Annotated in this window: 25 protein-coding genes and 1 pseudogene; 9 read left to right on the forward strand and 17 right to left on the reverse strand. The window is 43.5% G+C overall.

What is annotated here, in order from left to right:
* Positions 1–83: 83 nt before the first annotated feature.
* Together GON05_RS10020 and GON05_RS10025 are read right to left on the reverse strand one after the other, a co-directional pair.
* Positions 84–980: a LysR family transcriptional regulator gene (locus tag GON05_RS10020; protein WP_157319013.1), complete on the reverse strand. Its 897-nt coding sequence runs from the start codon at positions 978–980 to the stop codon at positions 84–86.
* 252 nt (positions 981–1232) lie between these two features.
* Positions 1233–2207, reverse strand: coding sequence for a ring-cleaving dioxygenase (locus GON05_RS10025; RefSeq protein ID WP_157319014.1), 975 nt, complete (start codon positions 2205–2207; stop codon positions 1233–1235).
* Between the two features lie 290 nt (positions 2208–2497).
* Here GON05_RS10025 and GON05_RS10030 point away from each other — a divergent pair, with 290 nt between their 5' ends.
* The 4 genes from GON05_RS10030 (at position 2498) to katA (ending at position 6083) form a co-directional block, all read left to right on the forward strand.
* A complete protein-coding gene (locus tag GON05_RS10030; protein WP_157319015.1) occupies positions 2498–2908 on the forward strand; it encodes a heme-copper oxidase family protein in 411 nt (136 codons plus the stop codon).
* 42 nt (positions 2909–2950) lie between these two features.
* Positions 2951–3280, forward strand: coding sequence for a c-type cytochrome (locus GON05_RS10035; RefSeq protein WP_309491790.1), 330 nt, complete (start codon positions 2951–2953; stop codon positions 3278–3280).
* Positions 3281–3317: 37 nt separating this feature from the next.
* Positions 3318–4505, forward strand: a complete 1188-nt coding sequence (locus tag GON05_RS10040; RefSeq protein WP_157319016.1) for an MFS transporter — start codon at positions 3318–3320, stop codon at positions 4503–4505.
* A gap of 120 nt (positions 4506–4625) precedes the next feature.
* Positions 4626–6083, forward strand: a complete 1458-nt coding sequence (gene katA / locus GON05_RS10045; protein ID WP_157319017.1) for a catalase KatA — start codon at positions 4626–4628, stop codon at positions 6081–6083.
* Between the two features lie 94 nt (positions 6084–6177).
* Here the strand turns inward: katA and GON05_RS10050 are convergent, their stop codons facing one another.
* The 5 genes from GON05_RS10050 to GON05_RS10070 all read right to left on the reverse strand — a co-directional run bounded on the left by GON05_RS10050 (position 6178) and on the right by GON05_RS10070 (position 9386).
* On the reverse strand, positions 6178–6402 hold the full coding sequence (locus GON05_RS10050) for a DUF896 domain-containing protein (protein WP_157319302.1): 225 nt from the start codon (positions 6400–6402) through the stop codon (positions 6178–6180).
* 124 nt (positions 6403–6526) lie between these two features.
* Positions 6527–6964: a Dps family protein gene (locus tag GON05_RS10055; RefSeq protein WP_157319018.1), complete on the reverse strand. Its 438-nt coding sequence runs from the start codon at positions 6962–6964 to the stop codon at positions 6527–6529.
* Positions 6965–7051: 87 nt separating this feature from the next.
* Positions 7052–7246: a CDGSH iron-sulfur domain-containing protein gene (locus GON05_RS10060; RefSeq protein WP_057305706.1), complete on the reverse strand. Its 195-nt coding sequence runs from the start codon at positions 7244–7246 to the stop codon at positions 7052–7054.
* 40 nt (positions 7247–7286) lie between these two features.
* Positions 7287–9119 carry an amidohydrolase gene (locus GON05_RS10065; RefSeq protein WP_157319019.1) on the reverse strand — a complete coding sequence of 611 codons (1833 nt, stop codon included), beginning with the start codon at positions 9117–9119 and terminating at the stop codon, positions 7287–7289.
* Between the two features lie 93 nt (positions 9120–9212).
* Positions 9213–9386, reverse strand: a complete 174-nt coding sequence (locus GON05_RS10070) for a DUF1427 family protein (protein ID WP_157319020.1) — start codon at positions 9384–9386, stop codon at positions 9213–9215.
* 306 nt (positions 9387–9692) lie between these two features.
* Between GON05_RS10070 and GON05_RS10075 the strand changes: the two genes are divergently transcribed.
* Positions 9693–10331, forward strand: coding sequence for a hydrolase (locus GON05_RS10075; protein ID WP_127452523.1), 639 nt, complete (start codon positions 9693–9695; stop codon positions 10329–10331).
* 82 nt (positions 10332–10413) lie between these two features.
* Positions 10414–11250, forward strand: coding sequence for an alpha/beta fold hydrolase (locus tag GON05_RS10080; protein WP_127452521.1), 837 nt, complete (start codon positions 10414–10416; stop codon positions 11248–11250).
* A 445-nt stretch (positions 11251–11695) separates the two neighbouring features.
* Here GON05_RS10080 and GON05_RS10085 read toward each other — a convergent pair whose 3' ends face one another.
* Complete coding sequence (locus GON05_RS10085; protein WP_181646279.1) at positions 11696–12067, reverse strand: ATP-binding cassette domain-containing protein; 372 nt, start codon at positions 12065–12067, stop codon at positions 11696–11698.
* 12 nt (positions 12068–12079) lie between these two features.
* A complete protein-coding gene (locus tag GON05_RS10090) occupies positions 12080–13288 on the reverse strand; it encodes an IS110 family RNA-guided transposase (RefSeq protein WP_246238963.1) in 1209 nt (402 codons plus the stop codon).
* Positions 13289–13671: 383 nt separating this feature from the next.
* Between GON05_RS10090 and GON05_RS10095 the strand changes: the two genes are divergently transcribed.
* The gene (locus GON05_RS10095; RefSeq protein WP_157319022.1) at positions 13672–14031 is read left to right on the forward strand and encodes a YmaF family protein; all 360 of its coding nucleotides are present in this window, start codon (positions 13672–13674) and stop codon (positions 14029–14031) included.
* A gap of 120 nt (positions 14032–14151) precedes the next feature.
* On the opposite strand, the gene ltrA is transcribed toward GON05_RS10095, so the two are convergent.
* The 5 genes from ltrA to GON05_RS39695 all read right to left on the reverse strand — a co-directional run bounded on the left by ltrA (position 14152) and on the right by GON05_RS39695 (position 18471).
* On the reverse strand, positions 14152–15525 hold the full coding sequence (ltrA, locus tag GON05_RS10100; RefSeq protein WP_181646250.1) for a group II intron reverse transcriptase/maturase: 1374 nt from the start codon (positions 15523–15525) through the stop codon (positions 14152–14154).
* Positions 15526–16336: 811 nt separating this feature from the next.
* Positions 16337–16555 (reverse strand): DUF7660 family protein, encoded by a 219-nt coding sequence (locus GON05_RS10105; protein ID WP_157319023.1) that lies wholly within the window; start codon positions 16553–16555, stop codon positions 16337–16339.
* A 113-nt stretch (positions 16556–16668) separates the two neighbouring features.
* Positions 16669–17319 carry an FMN-dependent NADH-azoreductase gene (locus tag GON05_RS10110; protein ID WP_157319024.1) on the reverse strand — a complete coding sequence of 217 codons (651 nt, stop codon included), beginning with the start codon at positions 17317–17319 and terminating at the stop codon, positions 16669–16671.
* A gap of 193 nt (positions 17320–17512) precedes the next feature.
* On the reverse strand, positions 17513–18256 hold the full coding sequence (locus GON05_RS10115) for an SDR family oxidoreductase (RefSeq protein ID WP_157319025.1): 744 nt from the start codon (positions 18254–18256) through the stop codon (positions 17513–17515).
* A gap of 83 nt (positions 18257–18339) precedes the next feature.
* Positions 18340–18471 (reverse strand): hypothetical protein, encoded by a 132-nt coding sequence (locus GON05_RS39695; protein WP_258567553.1) that lies wholly within the window; start codon positions 18469–18471, stop codon positions 18340–18342.
* Between the two features lie 142 nt (positions 18472–18613).
* Between GON05_RS39695 and GON05_RS10125 the strand changes: the two genes are divergently transcribed.
* The gene (locus tag GON05_RS10125) at positions 18614–19192 is read left to right on the forward strand and encodes a TetR family transcriptional regulator (protein WP_157319026.1); all 579 of its coding nucleotides are present in this window, start codon (positions 18614–18616) and stop codon (positions 19190–19192) included.
* Between the two features lie 93 nt (positions 19193–19285).
* Here GON05_RS10125 and GON05_RS39700 read toward each other — a convergent pair whose 3' ends face one another.
* On the reverse strand, positions 19286–19411 hold the full coding sequence (locus GON05_RS39700) for a hypothetical protein (RefSeq protein ID WP_276509493.1): 126 nt from the start codon (positions 19409–19411) through the stop codon (positions 19286–19288).
* A gap of 14 nt (positions 19412–19425) precedes the next feature.
* Positions 19426–19580, reverse strand: a pseudogene (locus tag GON05_RS39030) (zinc-binding alcohol dehydrogenase family protein); the annotation flags it as partial.
* Positions 19581–19737: 157 nt separating this feature from the next.
* On the opposite strand from GON05_RS39030, the gene GON05_RS10135 reads away from it, so the two are divergent.
* The gene (locus tag GON05_RS10135) at positions 19738–20091 is read left to right on the forward strand and encodes a winged helix-turn-helix transcriptional regulator (protein ID WP_157319027.1); all 354 of its coding nucleotides are present in this window, start codon (positions 19738–19740) and stop codon (positions 20089–20091) included.
* Positions 20092–20299: 208 nt separating this feature from the next.
* Here the strand turns inward: GON05_RS10135 and GON05_RS10140 are convergent, their stop codons facing one another.
* Positions 20300–20632: a winged helix-turn-helix transcriptional regulator gene (locus tag GON05_RS10140; RefSeq protein ID WP_157319303.1), complete on the reverse strand. Its 333-nt coding sequence runs from the start codon at positions 20630–20632 to the stop codon at positions 20300–20302.
* Between the last annotated feature and the right edge of the window lie 212 nt (positions 20633–20844).

Below are 20844 nucleotides of genomic sequence, written 5' to 3' on the forward strand. Positions count from 1 at the left end.
TAAGCGAGCACGACAAGGAAATATCCCTTCGTCTTGCTCGCGTTCGTTAGCTATGATGTTCTAATTCTTGTCCTACTTCTTCATTATTGCAGCACCGCTTGGACATATGGATTCATCTCTTGAATGAATTTGCGTACAGTGGGCCTCATAGTAACGGAATTAAGATAAACTAGAGATATATCCCAACATGGAACATTGCCTTCTAATTTTACAATACGCAAAGAATCGTCCCTTAGACTTTCGAGCAAAGATGTTGGTATAAGAGCTGCTCCAAGTCCATGACGAACCCCATGAATCAATACTGAAATGGAGGACGTTTCTATTATCGACTTCAAGGTAAACCCATAAGAGAAACAATACATTTCAATTAATGATTTGTTTTGTTCTCGAAACATGATCGAATTCATTTGCTTCAAGGATCGAAAAGGAATCGAAGATTTATCGGCCAAAGGATGTTCTGAGTGAATCAATAGCGCCATTTCTTGTCTATACAAATGAGTCGAAATGACCGAAGCATCAGAAATCGGATTTGCAGTGATTCCAATGTCCACCCTTTGCTCCAAAACTTTATTCTCGGCATCCTCTGCAGCGATAATTTCCAATGAAATATTCGGGTACTTTTCGCGAAATCTCATGAAATAAGGAGCTAGATATCCAAACTCAGCAGGACAACATCCAATAGAAATTATTTCTCTAGATATATGGTTTCGCCCATATATTTCATTTCGCGCCTCTTCAAGAAGATTCATAATAGCGTTCCCCTTATTCAAGAGAATTTTACCCGCTTCCGTTACTTCAACTCCCCTACTTACCCGATCGAACAATGGAATATTATACTCATCTTCCAAAACCCGAATTTGCTGGCTTAGTGTAGGCTGAGTCACACCTAATTCATCTTTAGCTTTGGTGAAACTTCCCGATTTGCATATTTGAATAAAATATTCAAGCTGGCGAAGCTCTATATAGACCACCCCGATCATCCCACTTGCGTATTTTGCTTACTGGACTTTGTAAACATTATATCAAGGAATCTGTCATGTAATATATCCGCTAGATTTCAGGTGAAGGTTGCTAGATTTTAGGGTTGGTGCGTTGGGAACACTATGTGTGAAGTCCGAAAATATGAAGAGCCCCTTCTCGATACGAAGCAGGCTCATCTTTTACTATGTTTTTTATAAAATCGGATTACTTCTGAAACATCGCTCGCGCAAACGCTGCTTCGAACAATGCTGTTACTTCGAAACGATGCCGCGATACACCCATGGCTTGAACGGCTCCAATTCGCGTACTTGAATAGGAGACAAGTTCTTTTCTATTTCAGCACGATTGCTTTCGAACCATTCTGGCAGCATTAATGCCTCGCCTAAGCGATCTTGAGGCTCATCCTTAGCAAAACCTGGCGGGTCTGTCGCGATTTCAAACAAGATCCCGCCTTCTTCCCTAAAATAAATGGCATGGAAATACTGCCGATCAATGATCGGTGTAGGGTGGAAGCCCCAATTCTCAACATGGCTTCTCCATGCTTCGTGTTCTTCATAATCCTTGGCTCGCCATGCAATATGATGAACCGTACCGGCTCCACTTATGCCCCACCCCATTGCCGCAATGTTTACGTCAATAATATTACCAATTCTCCCCTTTGATTTATAGCGAATAAAGTCTTCTGTTTGTTCCACCTTTTGAAGACCTAAAATCTGCTCTAGCACTTTCATCGTTTTTTCAGGAGCGGTACTATAGAGGACAGCGCCGCCAAAACCTTTGATTGCTTTATCTATTGAAACACCACCGAATGACCACTGACTCAAATCCCCTTCCTCGCGCTCCACAATCTCAAGCTGTAAGCCATCCGGATCTGTAAATGTTAAGTAATACTCATTAAACCTCGTCTCCAAAGAATAAGGAACATGAAAGCTTTCAAGGCGCTCTTTCCAAAAATCGAGTGCACCTAAAGGAACGACATATATTGTTACACCTACCTGCCCTCCACCAATACGCCCTTTATGACCTTCATACGGAAAGAATGTAATTATGGTGCCTGGACTTCCTGCTTCATTACCGAAATATAAATGGTAAACTTCCGGAGCGTCAAAGTTGATCGTTTTTTTTACAAGTCTCAGACCTAGCACCCCTGCATAAAAGTCCACATTTTTTTGCGCATTCTTTACAAAAGCCGTTATATGGTGGATCCCTTCTGTATGTTTTTCCATTTTGCAAACACTCCTCGCATGATCCTTAACTGTTTATGTTTTAGCATATTGAAATTATTATTAACGAACAATTCCATTATTTCTATATCATGTATAGTCATTAGCTATATCTTCAAGGACAAAGCTAATATAAGCAATTTCTATATTAGATATAGTCAGATTCATATTGATAGTTGCCTATCTGTGCTTATAAGATGTTGTATAAACTTCCAATTGAAAGAAGTTTAAGTTTTAGGATAATTCCCGGCCGGATGAATTGTTCTTTATAACATTAACAAGGGGGAAATTCTATGGGCGTACGTTTTTTAAAAATGGCAGTCGTTTATATTTTGCTTGGTATTTGCATCGGTATTTACATGGGTACAACACTTAACTTTGCACTAACAAGCGTACATGCTCATACAAATCTTTTCGGGTGGGCAACATTGGCTCTTTGCGGATTTACGTATCTTCGTTTTCCCAAAGCATCAGAATCTCCTCTAGCAAGGTGGCACTTCTGGTTGCAAGGCATCGGCCTGCCCATCATGCTCATTACCCTCGCTTTAATGGCTCATGGCTACGCTCCAGATTGGGTTACAACGTTAAAGCGTATTGGCGAATCTGTGGCTGGAATCGGTATCTTGATATTTGCGGTCAACGTTTTTACTAACGTAAAAGCAATGGACATTTATAATAACCATACGAATGATGTTTCCAAGTAATACTCAGATACGTTCTTATATAAGGCCGGGAGGTGATAATTAGTGAAGGTAAAATGTCTGGTTATTTTGTTTTCCACTATATCTATGCTCTTGGTATCTGCTTGCTCAAAACAAGAAACCCTTGCTTCAAATTCGAGCGCTTTGAGCACCTCAATAAATGACGGTGAACTGCTGTACAAAAAAAGCTGCATTGCATGTCATGGCAACAATTTGGAAGGTGGAGTTGGACCGAAATTACAAAAAATTGGTTCAAAACTGAGTGTTGATCAAATAAAAAACCAAATTATTAATGGTCGCGGTGGTATGCCTGCTGGAATCCTCAAAGGGGACGATGCTCAAAAAGTAGCCGTTTGGTTAGCTGAACATAAATAATCCAATTAAAAAATCTGAAGAACAAGGGGGTAGGATCTTGGTTAACGAACCGTTGTCCAACTCGTCGAATTTCTCATTCATTACCGTCGTTCTTTTCTGGTGTTCATTAGTTGTAGTATCTTGTGTGTATTTAACAATCCCGTTAATAACGGTTTTTGCAGACGTATTCAAGGTGTCGTCTTCTCAAGCTGCTTGGGCTGGCAGTGCCTTTTCGTTTGCTTTTGCAGGTGGAGGTCTATTCTTTGGAGTTTTATCCGATCGTTTTGGGCGAAAAAAAATGATGTTGTCAGGGTTATTATTGCTAACTGTAATAACTCCTCTAATTGGAAGTGTCAGCAGCTTTTCTTGGCTTGTTGCCCTTCGAGCCATCCAGGGTTTAGCTGCATCCATGTTCCCTCCGTCTGTCTTAGCCTACGCCATGGAAATGTTTCCGATAAAAAGAAGAATAACCATTATTGGTTTCATCAGTACGGCATTTTTAATGGCAACTATCGTTGGACAAATATATAGCAGCTATATTGTTTTATTCTTTAGTTGGTCTTATATTTTCTATATTCTTTTTGCCGTGTATTTAATATCGTTTATCTTGATTACCTTTATTGCAAAAGATGCAACACTGCAATCCGATGGCAGCTTCTTTTCTGCCTTTTTGCGAATAGGCCATATTTTTAAAAAGAAGGGTTTGCCACTTTGCTACATTATTTCTGCTACGCTCTTTATTTCGCTTGTCGGTTTTTTTACGACACTTGGAAGTTACCTAAACAGTTCGCTCTTCGGATTAAGTCATCAAGATATTCTATGGGTACGTGTGGTTGGTATTATCGGAATGCTAATAGCACCATTTGATGGAAGATTGGTTGCGAAATTTGGAATCAAAAACGTTTTATGGTGTGGATTGATCTTTGCTGGAATCGGCTTGGGATTGTTAGGCCTCTGGCCTAACCTCATTTTTTTAGTTTCGATGAGTGTCGTGTTTATTATTGGAATTGCTGTGGCTCTTCCCGCACTGATCTCACTAATTGGTCACATTGCGGGGGAGATCCGGGCGATCGCGGTTTCGTTCCACATGTTTATGGTGTTCATAGGTGCATCACTTGGGCCGATTCTCTCAATTTATCTGATCAATCACGGAGGCTATTTATTCTCTTTTGAAATATTAGCTGGACTGTTGTGTTTGAGCTTGATTGTCCCCTTTTTTATTCGTTTAGAAGAAACTCGCAGTTAACCAGCATCGTCCCAAACAAGACAAACGCGAACTCTGAGAATTGATTCGGTATCGTATCCGGTAATTCCGGTTCACCATGGCTCATCGTTTGTACACATATATTACTTTGGAGGTTTGTACATGGAAACCAAAAATGGCCATTTAACTACAAGTTGGGGCGCTCCCGTTGGAGATAACCAGAACTCCATGACTGCCGGCTCACGCGGTCCAACCCTTATTCAAGACGTCCACCTTCTGGAAAAGCTTGCTCATTTCAACCGGGAACGCGTCCCCGAACGTGTTGTGCATGCCAAAGGTGCCGGCGCACACGGATATTTTGAAGTAACGGGCGATATTTCCGCCTATACAAAGGCCAGCTTTTTGTCTGAGGTTGGCAAACGTACACCCGTATTTATACGCTTCTCCACGGTAGCAGGTGAGCTGGGATCGGCAGATACCGTACGTGACCCGCGTGGCTTTGCTGTAAAGTTTTATACGGAAGAAGGAAACTATGATTTGGTGGGCAATAACACGCCTGTCTTCTTCATTCGGGATGCCATTAAATTTCCGGATTTCATTCATACCCAGAAACGCCACCCTCAAACTCATCTAAAAAACCCCAATGCTGTTTGGGATTTCTGGTCCTTATCTCCCGAATCCTTGCATCAAGTCACTATCTTGATGTCCGATCGTGGTATTCCTGCGACTCTGCGTCATATGCATGGCTTCGGAAGCCATACGTTTAAGTGGGTCAATGTGGACGGACAAGGCATTTGGGTCAAATATCATTTTAAAACGGAACAAGGCGTGAAGAACCTGAATGTCGAGCTGGCCGCCAAGCTGGCCGGTGAAAACCCAGATTATCATATCGAGGATTTATTTAATGCCATTGACAAAGGCGACTTCCCCGCATGGAAGCTGTATGTACAAATGATGCCGATGGAAGATGCCAAGACCTATCGTTTCGATCCTTTCGATGTAACGAAAGTGTGGTCGCAGAAAGATTACCCTCTTATCGAGGTTGGACGCATGGTCCTCAACCGAAACCCTGACAATTATTTTACCGAAGTTGAGCAAGCAACCTTCTCCCCTGGGGCGTTCGTACCCGGTATTGAGGCTTCGCCGGATAAAATGCTTCAAGGCCGTTTATTTGCCTATGCCGATGCTCATCGCTATCGGGTCGGCACGAACCATAATACACTGCCTATCAATAAACCTATCGTAGAAGTGAATAACAACCAGCGTGACGGACAGATGCGTTCCGATCGTAATGGGGGAAATTCGATATACTATGAACCAAATAGTTATGGCGGAGCTGCCGAATCTGAAACGTACAAGACAGCCCCGTTTGAGATAACCGGTTCAGCCGATAGCGTCCCATATGACCAAGATGATCATTACACTCAAGTCGGCGACCTGTATCGATTGCTTAGTGTAGAAGAACGCGGACGATTAGTATATAACATAGTAAATGCTATGAAGCCGGTGGAAAAAGATGAAATTAAACTCCGCCAAATCTCTCACTTCTTTCAAGCAGATCCCGAATGGGGGCAAGTCATCGCCAAGGGGCTTGGTTTGAGAGTTCCACAACTGACTTAATACGATCCGTCAAAAATAGAGCAGTTCACCCAGTAAATGATAGCTGGGGAACTGCTCTTTTTTTACTGAAGGAATTCTCCATTAAACGAGCCAGCTAAATGTTTGGCTCTTCTTTCTCGTGCACCAACTTTAATGGAGTTACGTCATTACCTTCAGGGTCGACAACAGATAAGCTTAACACGGTAGACAAAGCTTGGAATCTAATAAGCTGCAAATACTCTTGACGCAATGCTGCTTGTTCAGATTTCTCCTCTTCTGTCAAACCAATTTCGCGTTGTTTCCTGCTTAGCTGGTTGATACGATCAAGAATAGGGATCATTTTCTTCACCTCAATGACAAAAGTTTCTAATATGATAAGGAAAAGACCTTCAAGAATCGTAGCTTTTTAAGGCCGCTCTCTTTCAGGTCTTCCGTTAATCCATTATTCTTTAGAAAGATTACAATTATCCTAAGTAAGATTTTAACATCCATACATGCTTTTCCAGGGAGCTATGAATCGACAATAGCATATCACTAGTTGTCTCATCACCTTCACGGTCAGCAGTATTCATGCCCTCTTTCAGCTCACTCACAATAATCCCAAAATCAGCTACAAGCGTACGGACCATCTCATTTGCATTCTCATTGCCTGCTGCATCTTTTAATGAAGTTTTTTCAATAATTTCATGGAGTGTCGCTACCGGACTACCGCCTAATGCCAGCAGACGTTCGGCAAGATTGTCCACATGAAGTGCAGCTTCTGTATAAAGTTCTTCGAACTTCAAATGCAAAGTGAAGAACTGCGCCCCTTTAACATACCAGTGATAGTTATGAAGTTTGGTGAACAACAGACTCCAGTTAGCGATTTGAATGTTAAGCACTTCCGTTAGTTTTTCAGTCATCAAAAAACTCCTTTCGAATTTAGCAACATTACCAACTATTAGCTTAGGCTATACGAAATATAGAATGATCGATATTGATCTTTTAATCTAAGCTCGAGGAGCGCTTTCAAACTTACCTTTATGAGTCAAATCGCAGAACGGTTTTTGACTGGATAAACCGCACCGGCACAGAATAAAGCTTTCCTTGGTTTCAAAACGGTTGCCCACCGCATCCACCATTTCTACTTTGCCTGTAATACGCAATGGCCCATTATCGTTTACTTTGATCGTAACTTCAGACATGATGATTTCGCCCCTATTGGATTATTTTGGTGAAACATACTTAGAAAACGAAGCAATCCAGGTCACAGAAGCCACTGCCATGGTGATGGTTGCATCCATGATGATGGTGTGCCTTTTGAGGTGCCTGAACCCCCGCTCCGCCTCCTCCGTAACTTGTTCCATTGTAGTAGCCTCCAAAGATATTATGCGGAGACCAGTCTGGACTTGCTTGGGGAGCTGGCGGCGACAAAGGCTGAAATTCATTAGTACCATAGACAATTTTGCCTCCTACAACAGTGAAAACAGATTCAATTTTTTTAATAGCTTCTTCGGAGACATGAAAGAAGTTATCAGAAAGTATCGAAAAATCGGCATATTGACCTTCTTTAATTTGCCCTTTCACATCTTCCTCTTTTGAAAACCATGCATTTCCTGCTGTATACATGCGAAGCGCTTCATGCCTCTCTACACGATTGGAAGCAGGGTACAAGATTAGCCCACCAAGTGTCTTGCCCGTTACTAACCAGTATAAGGCAACCCATGGATTATAACTGGCTACTCTGGTTGCATCTGTCCCTACTCCAACACGCAAGCCAGCTTTAATCATCTTGGTGATCGGAGGCGCATTTTCCGCTGCTTCGGCCCCATATCGATCGACGAAATATTCCCCCTGAAAAGCCATTCGGCTTTGAACAGCGATCGAACCGCCTAATGCGATGACGCGCTCCAAATCCTTCTCCTGGATTGTTTCAGCATGGTCCAGAATCCAGCGTAAGTCTTTAAAGGGAACCTCTTTGTTCACGCGTTCAAATACATCGAGAAAACGTGTGATAGATTCTCCGTAAGTGGCATGAAGACGAAATGGCCAACGCTGCTCTACGAGATGCTGGGTTACTTCGAATAGTTCATCTTCCAGTACAGCGGGAAGTTCCGGACGGGGTTCAACAAAATCTTCGAAGTCCGCTGCGCTATAAACAAGCATTTCACCTGCACCATTATGACGATAGTAGGAACTGCCTGTGTACGGCTGCGTCGTAGCGGTCCATGCTTTAAAATCACTCAGTTCATTCTTGGGATGCTGGGTGAATAAATTATACGCCGTGCGAACCGTAATTTCTCCACGTCTATCAAGCTCATCAAATACCTGATAATCGTCAGGGTAGTTTTGAAAGCCCCCACCAGCGTCAATAACGCTTGTAACTCCGAATCGATTCAATTCCCTCATAAACAATCGGGTTGAATTGATTTGATCCTCGTATGAAAGCTTCGGTCCCTTCGCTAGGGTCGCATACAAAATAGTAGCATTAGGCCTAGCGATGAGCATTCCTGTCGGATTCCCTTGGCTATCCCTTTGGATTTCTCCACCTGGCGGATTCGGCGTATCTTTCGTATATCCGATGACTCGTAATGCTGCTTTATTCAAAAAAGCCTGACGGTAAAGATTGAGAATAAATACCGGCGTATGCGGAGCAATTCGATTGATTTCATCCAAAGTTGGCATTCGACGTTCCGCGAATTGAAATTCTGTCCAACCGCCAACAACACGAACCCAGTGGGGTGCTGGCGTACGATCCACCTGCTTTTTCAGCATCCGCAAGGCATCCGCAACGGATGGCACGCCATCCCATCGAAGCTCGAGATTATAATTGAGGCCGCCTCGAATAAGATGAATATGAGAATCATTCAAACCTGGAATCAACATTCGTTTATTCGCGTCCACAACCTGCGTGGTAGGTCCAGCATATTTCATGATTTCGGCATCGTCCCCCACGGCCAGGAATTGGCCGTTCTTCACTGCAATGGCTGTTGCAGTTGGATTAGAATCGTCCATGGTCACGATATTGGCATTATGAATGACTAAACTTGCTTCAACAATCCTTGATTTCTCAGACATGATTATGTTCTCCTTTGTTATTTAATGGGAACTAGGTTTGCTTCAACAATCGTCGGTTTCTCAGACATGATTTTGTTCTCCTTTATTATTGTGTTACTTACGGCTTAACCAAAGTTGTATCCAAGGCATCAAACGTTGTCCTAAAAACATTCCTAAGAGACCAAGTAATCCCAAAAAAGGCGGCGCCGGAGAGGGGATCTTCAGCGATTGAAAAACAACGCCAATGACGATACCTGTAGCTAAAGCGAGAAGCATTGAACCCCACATACTAACTTTCCTCCTTCAATCCAGTCATTAATGATGTTGTTTGTTCAATCATTTACTTTCTATTTAAGTTTATAAGTCAGGATTTTTTCCATCAATAAGGCTTTCTCTATACCAGCCATAGAAATCACTTATACATTATTTTTATTTTTTCTTTATAATCTATAGTTTTCACCTATGGGATTTATAGAAAAATGAAGATTGTTCATCCTTTTACATTTCAATAGACTTGTTACATGCAGCAGGTTCGGGTTCTCATATTTGTGGATCTGTTGTAATCAATCATAAATAGAAAGTAGGGATTTTTACATGTTTAACGACAAGTCCGATTTACTAACTGCTGAGAACTCCGCTATCATTCTAGTAGACCATCAGCCTCAAATGCTTTTTGGTGTACAAAGCGCCGATCGCCAAACGATTATTAACAATACGGTTGGACTGGCTAAAACAGCTAAAGTTTTCAATGCGCCAATTATTCTTACAACAGTTGCTGCTGAATCGTTTTCTGGTCCTATTCATCCGCACATTCAAGCTGTATTTCCTGATCAAAAGCCGATTGACCGAACAACAATGAACTCCTGGGAAGACAAAAACTTCGTGGAGGCCGTGAAGAAAACAGGTCGCAAGAAGCTGATTATGGCAGCTCTGTGGACAGAAGTTTGTCTTGCTTTTCCTGTAGTTTCAGCCATCAAAGATGGATATGAAGTATATATCGTAACGGATGCTTCAGGCGGGACGACGACGGAAGCACATGACATGTCCGTTCAACGCATGATTCAAGCAGGAGCCATTCCCGTGACCTGGCTGTCTGTTCTTCTTGAGTATCAGCGCGATTGGGCGCGTCAAGAAACGTATGATGCCGTTTTGGAGATTGCTTTGCAACACAGTGGCGCCTACGGTGCGGGTATTGTTTATGCTCAAACGATGTTTGGCGGCCATGGAGGGTAACCTATCCATTCCAAAAAAAGATAGTCAATTCATTTTGACTGTCTCAGCCTAACCAAAACCAATTCGAAAGGAAATATGAAACATGGCTAAATTAACAGTAGGAACAGAAAACGGGCAACCCATTGAACTATATTTTGAGGATCTTGGCGCAGGCAAACCTGTCGTTTTGATCCATGGCTGGCCGTTGAGCGGGCGCTCGTGGGAGAGTCAAGTTCCAGCGCTCATCGATGCAGGTTACCGCGTTATTACATATGACCGCCGTGGATTCGGGCAATCCTCCCAACCGTGGACCGGTTACGACTATGATACGTTTGCGACGGATCTCCATAAGCTGATCGAGTATCTGGACCTTAAGGACGTTACACTGGTCGGATTTTCGATGGGTGGCGGAGAGGTTGCCCGTTACGTTGGCACATACGGAACAAGCCGTGTCAAAAAAGCCGTGTTGGCTGCTGCAGTTCCGCCGTTCTTCTACAAATCCGCTGAGCATCCGGAAGGTGGTCTGGATGAAGGCACCATTCAGGACTTCCAAGACGGTTTGAAAAAAGACCGTATCGCCTTCCTTGACGGCTTCACTCACAATTTCTTTAAAGCAGGGGATAGAACCGACCTAGTCAGCGAGTCCTTCCGTGTTTACAACCTTGATATTGCTACTTACGCTTCGCCAAAGGGGACGCTAGATTGCGTTGATGCCTTCGGCCGGACGGATTTCCGTGGCGATTTGGCCAAATTTGATATTCCATTACTTGTTATCCATGGCGATTCCGATGCGATTGTGCCGCTTGAAGTAAGCGGTCAACTTTCCAACGAAGCTGTTTCAGGCAGTCAACTCGTCGTAATTGAAGGTGGACCGCATGGCTTGAACGCGACTCACCCTGAACAATTCAATACCGCTTTGATTAACTTCCTTAAAAACTAAATTATATGAAAAGGCTATCCCAAAAGTAACAATTATAGATATTCGGGACAGATTAATATTTGAAATGAAAAAGAGAGCTAAGCGGCTATGCGCTTAGCTCTTTCGTTTTTGGCATCCACTACTGCTTTCTTCAGCAGATTGTAGGCAAGCGAAAGTACCCGACCTTCAGACTTACTTTGGGTAAACCTCGAAGCAGAAACCTTTTGAATCCTCGGTTATTCTAGTTGTGGTGCAAAGCTCTAATTCATGATAACGTTATAAAAGCACATTCTGGATGCTATGGTCAGTATCGGGTCATGTCTTAAGTCCAGTAGATTTTTTAGTTTCTTAACTCGCTCACTTTGCATGTAATGATTCCGTTAGGTTCTATAGCTGGTAGAATAAATCAAACAATTTGAAAATAAAATAGCCGGAACCCTTATTTGGAGTCCCGGTCTTATAAACACTAAACAACTTCATTCAACCGCCCAACCTGAAACCGCACTACCCGCTTCGCCTGTTGCGCAATCGCTAGGTCATGCGTAATCAACACAATCGTCCTGCCCTGCTCATTAAGCCTCTTAAAAACATCCAAAATCTCCACGCTCGTTTTCGAATCCAGTGCCCCCGTCCGTTCATCCGCCAGTATTATCGCCAGATCTCCCGCCACTTTGAGCCGATTAATGGCCTTTCCATCCAGCACATAGTCCCCGCGATCCGCTACATCCAAGCAGCCCAAAATGTTCATCAGCGTCGACTTCCCCGACCCCGATGGACCCATGATCGCCACGAACTCGCCGTAATCGATATCTAACGAAACATCGTCCAACGCACGAATCGTTTGAAGATGTTAGGCAGCGTGAGTATACGGAATGACCGTTTTTTCAGGAGTGAATGACTCCTCGGAATGTACCAAGCCAACTAAGATTCGTGCCAGTTTTCCGAGCAATTTAAATATCGACTTCTGCTTACTCATACGTTTAATCTGAACATTATTCAAATGTAATTGCTTAAATATAGGATTTGTTCCCACTAATGTTAAGGTAGCCAGATACAAATATTTTCGGAGTGTGGAATCCCCTCGTTTCGAGAGTATGATCTGGCCTTTACGCTTTTCAGACATGCTCTCTGCCAAATTTAAACCGGCTTTTCGTAGCAACTGACGACCGTGAACGTACTGCTTCAGATCACCGGCACCAGCTAGAATTGCTGCAATATAGATCGTGCCCAAACCTTTAACAGAACGAAGCTGGCTAGCAATCGGGATCTCGCCAAGTAAAGCCGCGATTTCTTGTGCTATTTGGTTCAATATACCGTCAATGCGCTCGTACTCTTCTAGTAAGCGATTCAGCTCCTGTTTGGCCTCATACAGCGCTACCGTCTCCCCCATGCTTTGAGCCGCTTTAGAGAGTAATTCAGCTGTCTTCTGAATACCTGTGGAGCCGCCAGCTCGTTTCATATATTTTCGCCAACCTGTAATAACTTCTGAGGTAGATTGACCTTTTAAATCCAACGGAGAGGGAAACTCTTTGAGTGTAGCTATGGAGCGTGGACAAGTCCAATCTTTAAACACAGAAGCATACTCAGGGAAGCGTATATCCAGCCAGCGGATGATCCGATTCTGCATCTGAACGCTATTTGTGACCCAAAACTCTCGATCACTCATTAGGGTCCGCAGCCTTTGAAAATGAGTCGCTTGCCGAATGTAATCATAATAATAGCCACGGCTAACAACACCTGCAATGACAAGGGCATCCTTCGGATCACTCTTGGAAGGACAATTATCTCGGTTCTCCTTGTTTCGTTTCGTCGTTGCTGGATTAACTAAAACGACATTTAGGCCTTTCTGGGCAAGCCAGGTAGCTAAACTGTACCAGTAGTGTCCCGTCGGCTCCATGCCAATTATGATATCCTTCAGTCGATGTTTTTGTTGCAAACCCTCCATCCAACGCTGTAATTTCTCAAATCCCTGGATAGTGTTTTTGAATGACAGATATTGGGTTGTAAGGACAATCCCTCGATAATTTGTAGCTTGAGCTACCTGAGTTTCTTTTGCCATATCAATACCCACAACTAGATACGTTGATTTTGTCCGTCTGATTGCTTAAACTTCATATTAAGAGCGTCTCCTTGATGGTGTTGGGTATCTACCCGTCGACAAACCCATCATACCGAGGCGCTCCTTTTTTGACAAAGCCCATTTCTTAGGCTATACAGAAATGTTTAGCGTAACAAAGAGGCTGTCCCATACGCAGCACAAGGGATGGCTTCTGCTTGCCCCGGCCCGGGCTGAGCTGGATGGCGTTCGGATTGACGTGGACAATGGTCGCGATGGCCCCCTTAGTTGTTTTTTATTAACATACCGTTAGGTATTTGCCCTAACACCTCGCTGTTGGCGACTGAATAAAATGTTTAGATTTAACTAAAGGAGGGGATTCTCGTATGCCAAAGAAAATATTGATCCGACGCCAAATGGCCGTCGTATCCAAGAAGCAAACTCACGTTCATGAATTTGAAGGCAGCACGAAATTAGCTGAGCAAGGCGCAGATCGCCACAACCACCGCTTCGCCGGCGTGACCAGCCAAGTAATTCCAGCCGGGAACAGTCATGTCCATGAAATTGTGTTCGAACACACCGATTTCCTCGATCATTTCCATAATCTCCGTAAAATCAGAACAGGTCCTGCCATTCCTGTCGGAAACGGCAAGCACATCCACTTCGTGAGCGCTCAGACAACGGTCGTCGACGGCCACAGGCACCGGCTTCAATTTGCGACAGCGATTCAGTCTCCGCTCGTATAATCGGAAAGGGGCTATCCCGCAAGTGCTCCCACTTGTGAGACAGCCCCATTTTAATATTGCACTTATATATTTTACTTTTATTACTGTAGAGTAGGGGACTGGTTTCCCAGTCCCCCCTCATCAAACCGTACGAGCGGTTTTCCCGCATACGGCTTTCCGATGTTCTTCACCTTGGGCAGTATAGCTACCCCAAGCGCTTACTCGTTTCAGGCCCATACGGCCAAGTACCTCGGCGACCCTCCTCGGGTGCAGTTGGTTTCGCTTGTGTTTTTTGTTCCAGTACAGTGTCAGTCTACGAATAATATGCCAGTCCACTTTTAATAGAAATTTGTTCGACATGCCAGGATCTACATTACCATAATAGTTCTTCCATCCTTGTATAACGGGATTGAGCTTGTCTACCATTTGCTTTGGTGACCAGTAAAGTCGCGCACGTGGCGCTGTTACTTCCTTTACTTTGTCACGCATCTTCTTCATCGCCTTTTTGGATGGAATACTTCGCAGGTCATAGAATTTCCCCGACTTAAACAATTTCGGCATGCGGCGGTGATGGAATCCAAGAAAGTCGAATCCCTCTTTATCCAGCCACAGGTTCACAAGCTTGGACTTGTCCGTGTTCATCGTCAATTCCAGTTTCCTGAAAACTGCCTTAAGCACCTGAATGGCTTCCATTGCGTTGGGTTTATTTTTACATAGGATAACTAGATCGTCCGCATATCGCACCAATGTACCAATATGGGAAAATTGCTTTTCCCAAAGGCTATCGAGATAGTTCAGGTAGATGTTCGCGAGTAGCGGTGAGATGACTCCACCCTGAGGGCTTCCGATCTCTGTGTTATGAACCTGTCCATCTTCCATGACACCGGCTTTCAGCCACTGTCGAATAAGTTTCAACACTCTTCGGTCACTCACCCGTTGTTCCACGAGCTTGAGCAATTTGTCATGTGGGATATTGTTAAAGTAACCGGCGATGTCTACATCAACCACCCAGTACACTCTCCCGTAGTTCACTGTTTTGTGTATCCGCTCAATCGCCTGTTTCGCGCTTCGCTTCGGTCGGAACCCAAACGAGCAATCCTTGAAATCCGCCTCGAATATTGCCTCAAGGACGATTTTCGTTGCCATTTGTACCAGTCTATCCCGAATGATGGGTATTCCGAGCGGACGTGTTTTACCATCGCACTTCGGTATATCCTTCCTCCGAACCGGCTTAGGACGGTAGAGGTTTTCCACTAGCTGGCGTTGTACGTCCATCACGAATCGCTCTTCTCCATACTCCTGTACAATGTGCTGAATCGTCACACCGTCGATACCGGCGCTTCCTCGATTTGCTTTAACCCGTTTCCATGCTTCCCACAAGACATCTGTCCGATACACTTTGTCGTATAGAGCATGAAATCTGCGCTTGTTACTTGCCTTAGCCGCAAGGTAGAGGGTCCTTTGGAGTTCTTGAACTTTTACTTTGGTGTAGTTAGCAGATTTCACTGCATTCACTCGCTCTTACCTCCAATGTTACCCATAAACAAAGTAAGGGTGCTTTCCTCCCACAGGTTATGTTGTCCTGCGTTCATAGGTACTACCACCCTCTCCGACTCCCTTCTCGCCGCTTACCACTTCACCCTCCGGGCTTATAGGTTCGCGCTTTACGACGCTGTCGTGCGAGGTAGGGTCTCCCTAGTTCCAGACACAACTGTTACTACATGCTGTTCCCCATACACCGGAGGATTCTTCCGCGTTGCTTTTCCAAGTTCTTCACGCGTTCCGTGGCCTTCACCGTACAATACGGGGTTCGGCTCCCTCTTGTCCCTTTCGGGTTCGATATGACGATGCGGCAGGATTCACTTTATGTTACAGCCTGCAGTTTTGCTTCACCCTAGTTTGGGGTTTTCACAGGGCTTCATCCTTAGGATCTCGCCACCAGATGCCTGCTAGCTACGAGGCGGCTTGGTCCCTACCTCGGTTGGACTTTCACCAACTAGTTGTGCCTAGCTTTGCTAGGCGCACTATTGCGCTATCCTGCCCGTTCAGTCTGCAACCATATTACTATAGGACACAAGATATAGTACTGGCGGCAAGATAATGCTTCAAATTCAGAACTTAAGGCAAAAATATGCTTTAAAAATGAACTTGTTGGAATGAAAATAGCCTAAAATCAAATGATTTTAGGCAAGAAAATGTTTCAAACTGCGGCAAAGAAATAGCGGCAAAGTAATGCTTCCAAAATTACTGTATAACCGGGATCCGCAGTTGCAGAACCCATTATAATTCATTGAACTATCGTGTCCCGATGGCGTAATGACTTAGTTCACTCATATGCCTTTCCTGCCAATAATGAGGTTGCAAAGGTACTCCAGGTTGGCGTATTAGAAACGGAATTAGAATCATTTAACCAAGCTTCCATAGCTTCCAAGAAACTCTCTAGTGTTTGGTTTTCCCAGCTCGCAGCATTCTCAGTTAAATCATGTCTCAATGTATTAAGAAATGTTATGAAGTCTTCTTTTGTTGATAAATCTTTTGGGTTCAAGCTATTAGGTCCTCCTTCTTTATTAAGATTCAACTATCGTTTCCCGTTAGTTTAACACCACACTATGTTTTGTGAGTAGTAAAATGAGCTGCCGCGGCAGCCCATTCATTGTTTTACAATATTGACTCAACCAAGCTCCAACGTTTAGCAACTTCCTTAGCCTGTGCAATCGCTTTTGCTTTAACTTGCTCTGCTGACCTTACTGCTGTTCCTTCAACAAAAATTGCCTCCATATTTGGAATCCCATAGAACTGTAAGATATTTTTCAAATACCTGTATCCCATTTCAATTGAAGCTAAAGGACCTTCCGAATAAACAGAACCACTAGCTTGAATGTGCAAGGCTTTCTTACCGTGCAACAGACCTACAGGACCATTTTCGGTATATTTGAAAGTCTTACCCGCAATTGAAGTCGCATCTGTGTATGCTTTCAAAACCGGTGGGAGCGTAAAATTCCACATCGGGGAAACATATACGTACTTATCCGCAGCCACGAATTGATCAACAATCTCTCCAAGACGAGCTACTTTTGATTTCTCAGCATCAGACAGTTGATCAAAAGATAAACCCGACCGAAGCTTTCCCCAACCCCTTAAAACATCAGCATCGATTTGCGGAATATTCTCTTTGTACAGATCCAAATGAATAACTTCATCTCTTGGATTTGCTTCACGGTACGCTTCAATAAATTCTTTGCCCACCGCGAGGCTAAAAGATTCCTCAGGATCAAGGGGATGCGCAGTGATGTACAGTACAGTTGCCATGAATCAAAACTTCCTTTCTGCAATCAAAATAATTAACTTCTTTGGATTTCATCATATAATGCATACTTAATTATCGTTATCGTAAGTAGGCACTATAGTGTGTTATTGTATAAAAAAAGGTACTGTAATGGAGGCCAACGTATGAACTTAGAGCGGTTAAATCCGCTGATGAGACACCCCCCTTGTAACCAAATTATTCAATGGCACCTTTCATCGCTTGATACATTTTTTCTACGTATATGTCGATTTCGTCACGTGACATGCGTAAGCGATTCATGGATGAGCCATAGCCAATCTCCTGTTTACCTTCTTCAAATCCCTGGAAAATTCCATCCGCAAATGCATCCAAAGGCTCTCCATTATTTTGGGTGAAGGCAGTTTGAACTGCCGGCGGAGCCACTTCAATGACTTCTACAAATGCATCGGAAAGTTGATGTCTTAGACTCATCGTAAAGGAATGTAATGCCGCCTTTGTTGCTGAATAAATTGGGCTAATTGCTAGAGGGGTGAAAGCCAACCCAGACGTAACATTCACAATAGCCGTATGTTGTTTTGTTGAAAAAAATGGTGCGAACAGCAGAGAAAGATGGACAGGGGCTTCAAAGTTTATCGCAATTTCACTGTTGTAATAGCTCCAATTCTCTTTTTCTTTCAATACATGAAACTGGTCCCCAATCCCCGCATTATTCACCAATACATTGACGTCTGGATAATTCGTGGTCACCCAGTCAAATAACGCTATACGCTCAGATTCAAGCCCAAGATTACTAACTCGAGTAATGAGACTCGGGAACTTCTCTTTAGCATCCTGTAGAACACTTTCACGTCGTCCGCAGACAATGACCGTATTGCCAGCTTTGATAAACCGCTCTGCAAAAGCTAAACCAATTCCAGAACCTCCACCAGTGATCAGTATCGTGTTCCCTGAAAGTTTCATCAGAGTTTCCTCCTTGTTTAATTTAATGTGTCTAGTCAAAATAAAGTAAAAATTTCTAGACAGTTATTTGAAGTGAAAAAGTTTTAGGCGACCATTCGCCAGAATGCTGCGAAAATCGAATCAACACCGTGGTTTGACAGGCTTAGTACAGTGCTTCGGCCAATGCCGCGGCTTCCTCCTGTAACAAAGGCAATCTTTGTGGTAGCTTGTGACATCGAGAATTCCTCCTTTCATTAGGTTTTCAGACAATATAACCATCTGGTTAGTTATAATCTACATCTAACTAAATAGTTTGTCAATAACATTAACAGTATGATATATTTTAAATACAGATGCTTGAACATGGAGGGACGAACTTTGAAAAACGCAGAAGCAACAAAAGCGCGGATTTTAGAGGCAGCTATGGAGGAGTTCTCCTCCTATGGTATTGCGGGCGCACGTGTTGATCGCATTGCCAAAAATGCCGGATGCAATAAGAATATGATCTATATTTACTTTGAAAATAAAGAGACGCTCTTTACAACCGTTCTTCTGAATAACCTGACACGCGTTTATGAAGAACCCTTCACACCTGATGATCTTCCCGGTTATGCAGCAAGGGTTTTCGATTTTGCGATGTCAAATCCCGATTTATTTCGATTAATGGCATGGTACGCGTTAGAACAGAAGGCCGTTAACTTAACTGACCGTGCGTCCGTCCAACAAAAAAAAATAAATCAGCTGATGAATGCGCAAAGCGCCGGTCAGGTAGGAACGACCTTCACCCCTGGTTTTCTTTTAACTGCTATCATGGTCTTAGCTACTGCCTGGATACCAACAAATCCTTTTGGCCCATCGTACGATCCTGATGCATTGAAAACGCCAAACGAGACAAGGGAAGCAATCGCGAAGGCCATTAGACTGCTTACCAAGGGCGAAGAAAGCATATCAAATTGAGGAAACAGCAAACCAAATCCTAATTTTAAAATGAACAAGCATGGAACATTTCTGTTGCGTGGACAGGATTTAATGCTCTGTCGAGCCTTGCATTTATGATGAAGCGGTCTCGAATTTCACCATGTACAGCTTGTCCCCAACCGGTACTTCGCCCGTACAAATGACGGATGCATACACACCGAACTGCAGTTTCATCACATCCTTCACTGCCAACAGCATACGTTCGTGACATTAGGTGATCGAACCTTGTAATCAACTGAATTAACGGCGACAGCTTTTACACGAACGAGTAGATCCCGGCCAGAGCAACTTGCTTTTCCATTTTTAGATCCAACAAACTTTCTGGGTTTTCAATAGGCAGATAACGATGCAAGCCAACAGCCTTCATTGTTTCCATAGTTCATTCATCTAGTTCTTTAGAGTTTGGATATGGTTACCTTTCACGCTCCAACTTATAATAATGCAATCAGCTACTTTATATAAGTACGCACAATTTTGTTGTATAGTGTACTTTTTTATACTAAGACTTGAATGGAGGCATAAATATGGAAGGGAACAATAACCAGTACCTCCCTGACCCCCGCGGATGTCCAATGGAAGCCACATTAGAAGTGATTGGAGTAAAATGGAAAAGAGTTATTGTATATCATTTACTGTCAGAGACAAGGCGGTTTAATGAATTTCGCAGGTTAATGCCAGATATCACACAGCGAATGTTGACCCTCCAACTTCGTGAATTGGAGGATTGCGGGGTATTACACAGGGAGGTTTATAAAGAGGTTCCGCCAAGGGTTGGATATTCGTTAACGGAGTTCGGTCGTACCTTAGAACCCATTATTAATCTCATGAGAGACTGGGGGTTGGAGAATGCAAACAAAAGAGGTATGTTTCCTGGTTAACCACAGTCAACTGAACGAAAACAAAACGGATAGCGGCAGCAGATCGGTTCTGCTTCTGCAGCCCGCTATCCGCTTTTAACTTGCCTGCGCTTCGTACAGCACTATGCTGTCCGTTAGTTTTTATCTAACCACCAGGACATCATTAACCTCCCCCTCCGATTACTCAAGTATATCCCCCCTGTCTCGTTCTAGTTTCGTTAAGTCTGATTTAACAAGTCTCTCCCCATGCTTTCATAGATACTATGATCGGTTCCAACGTTCTTCCAAAGTCAGTCAACGAGTATTCCACTCTGGGTGGGACTTCTTTATAAACTTCTCTATGGATAATCCCATCCCGTTCAAGCTCCCGTAGCTGTAATGTAAGCATAGACTGCGTAATTTCCGGATGAAGACGCCGGAATTCATTAAATCTTTTCGTTCCGTCAATGAGATGATACAGAATGATCCCTTTCCATTTTCCACCGATGACATCCAGAGTTGTTTCCACAGGACATCCTTCAATTTTGGGACTAACTCCGTACTTATTTCTTTGATCTCCCATTACTCTGTTCACCACCAATAGTATGATTTTTCAGTTGATTCGATTCTTGCACAAACGCCAATTCCACCTGTTAATGAAATTTAAGCATATGCTCGTGCAGCCTGTTTCCCTGAGGTACAAGGTCATTTTCCGTAAAGAAAAAGCTGCTCACATTCCGTTTTTCCTTCGGGGGGAGCAGTGTTCAGGAATGTTGATGTTTTTATTGAATTCCG

The sequence above is a fragment of the Paenibacillus anseongensis genome, assembly GCF_009757995.1.
Taxonomy (GTDB): domain Bacteria; phylum Bacillota; class Bacilli; order Paenibacillales; family NBRC-103111; genus Paenibacillus_E; species Paenibacillus_E chondroitinus.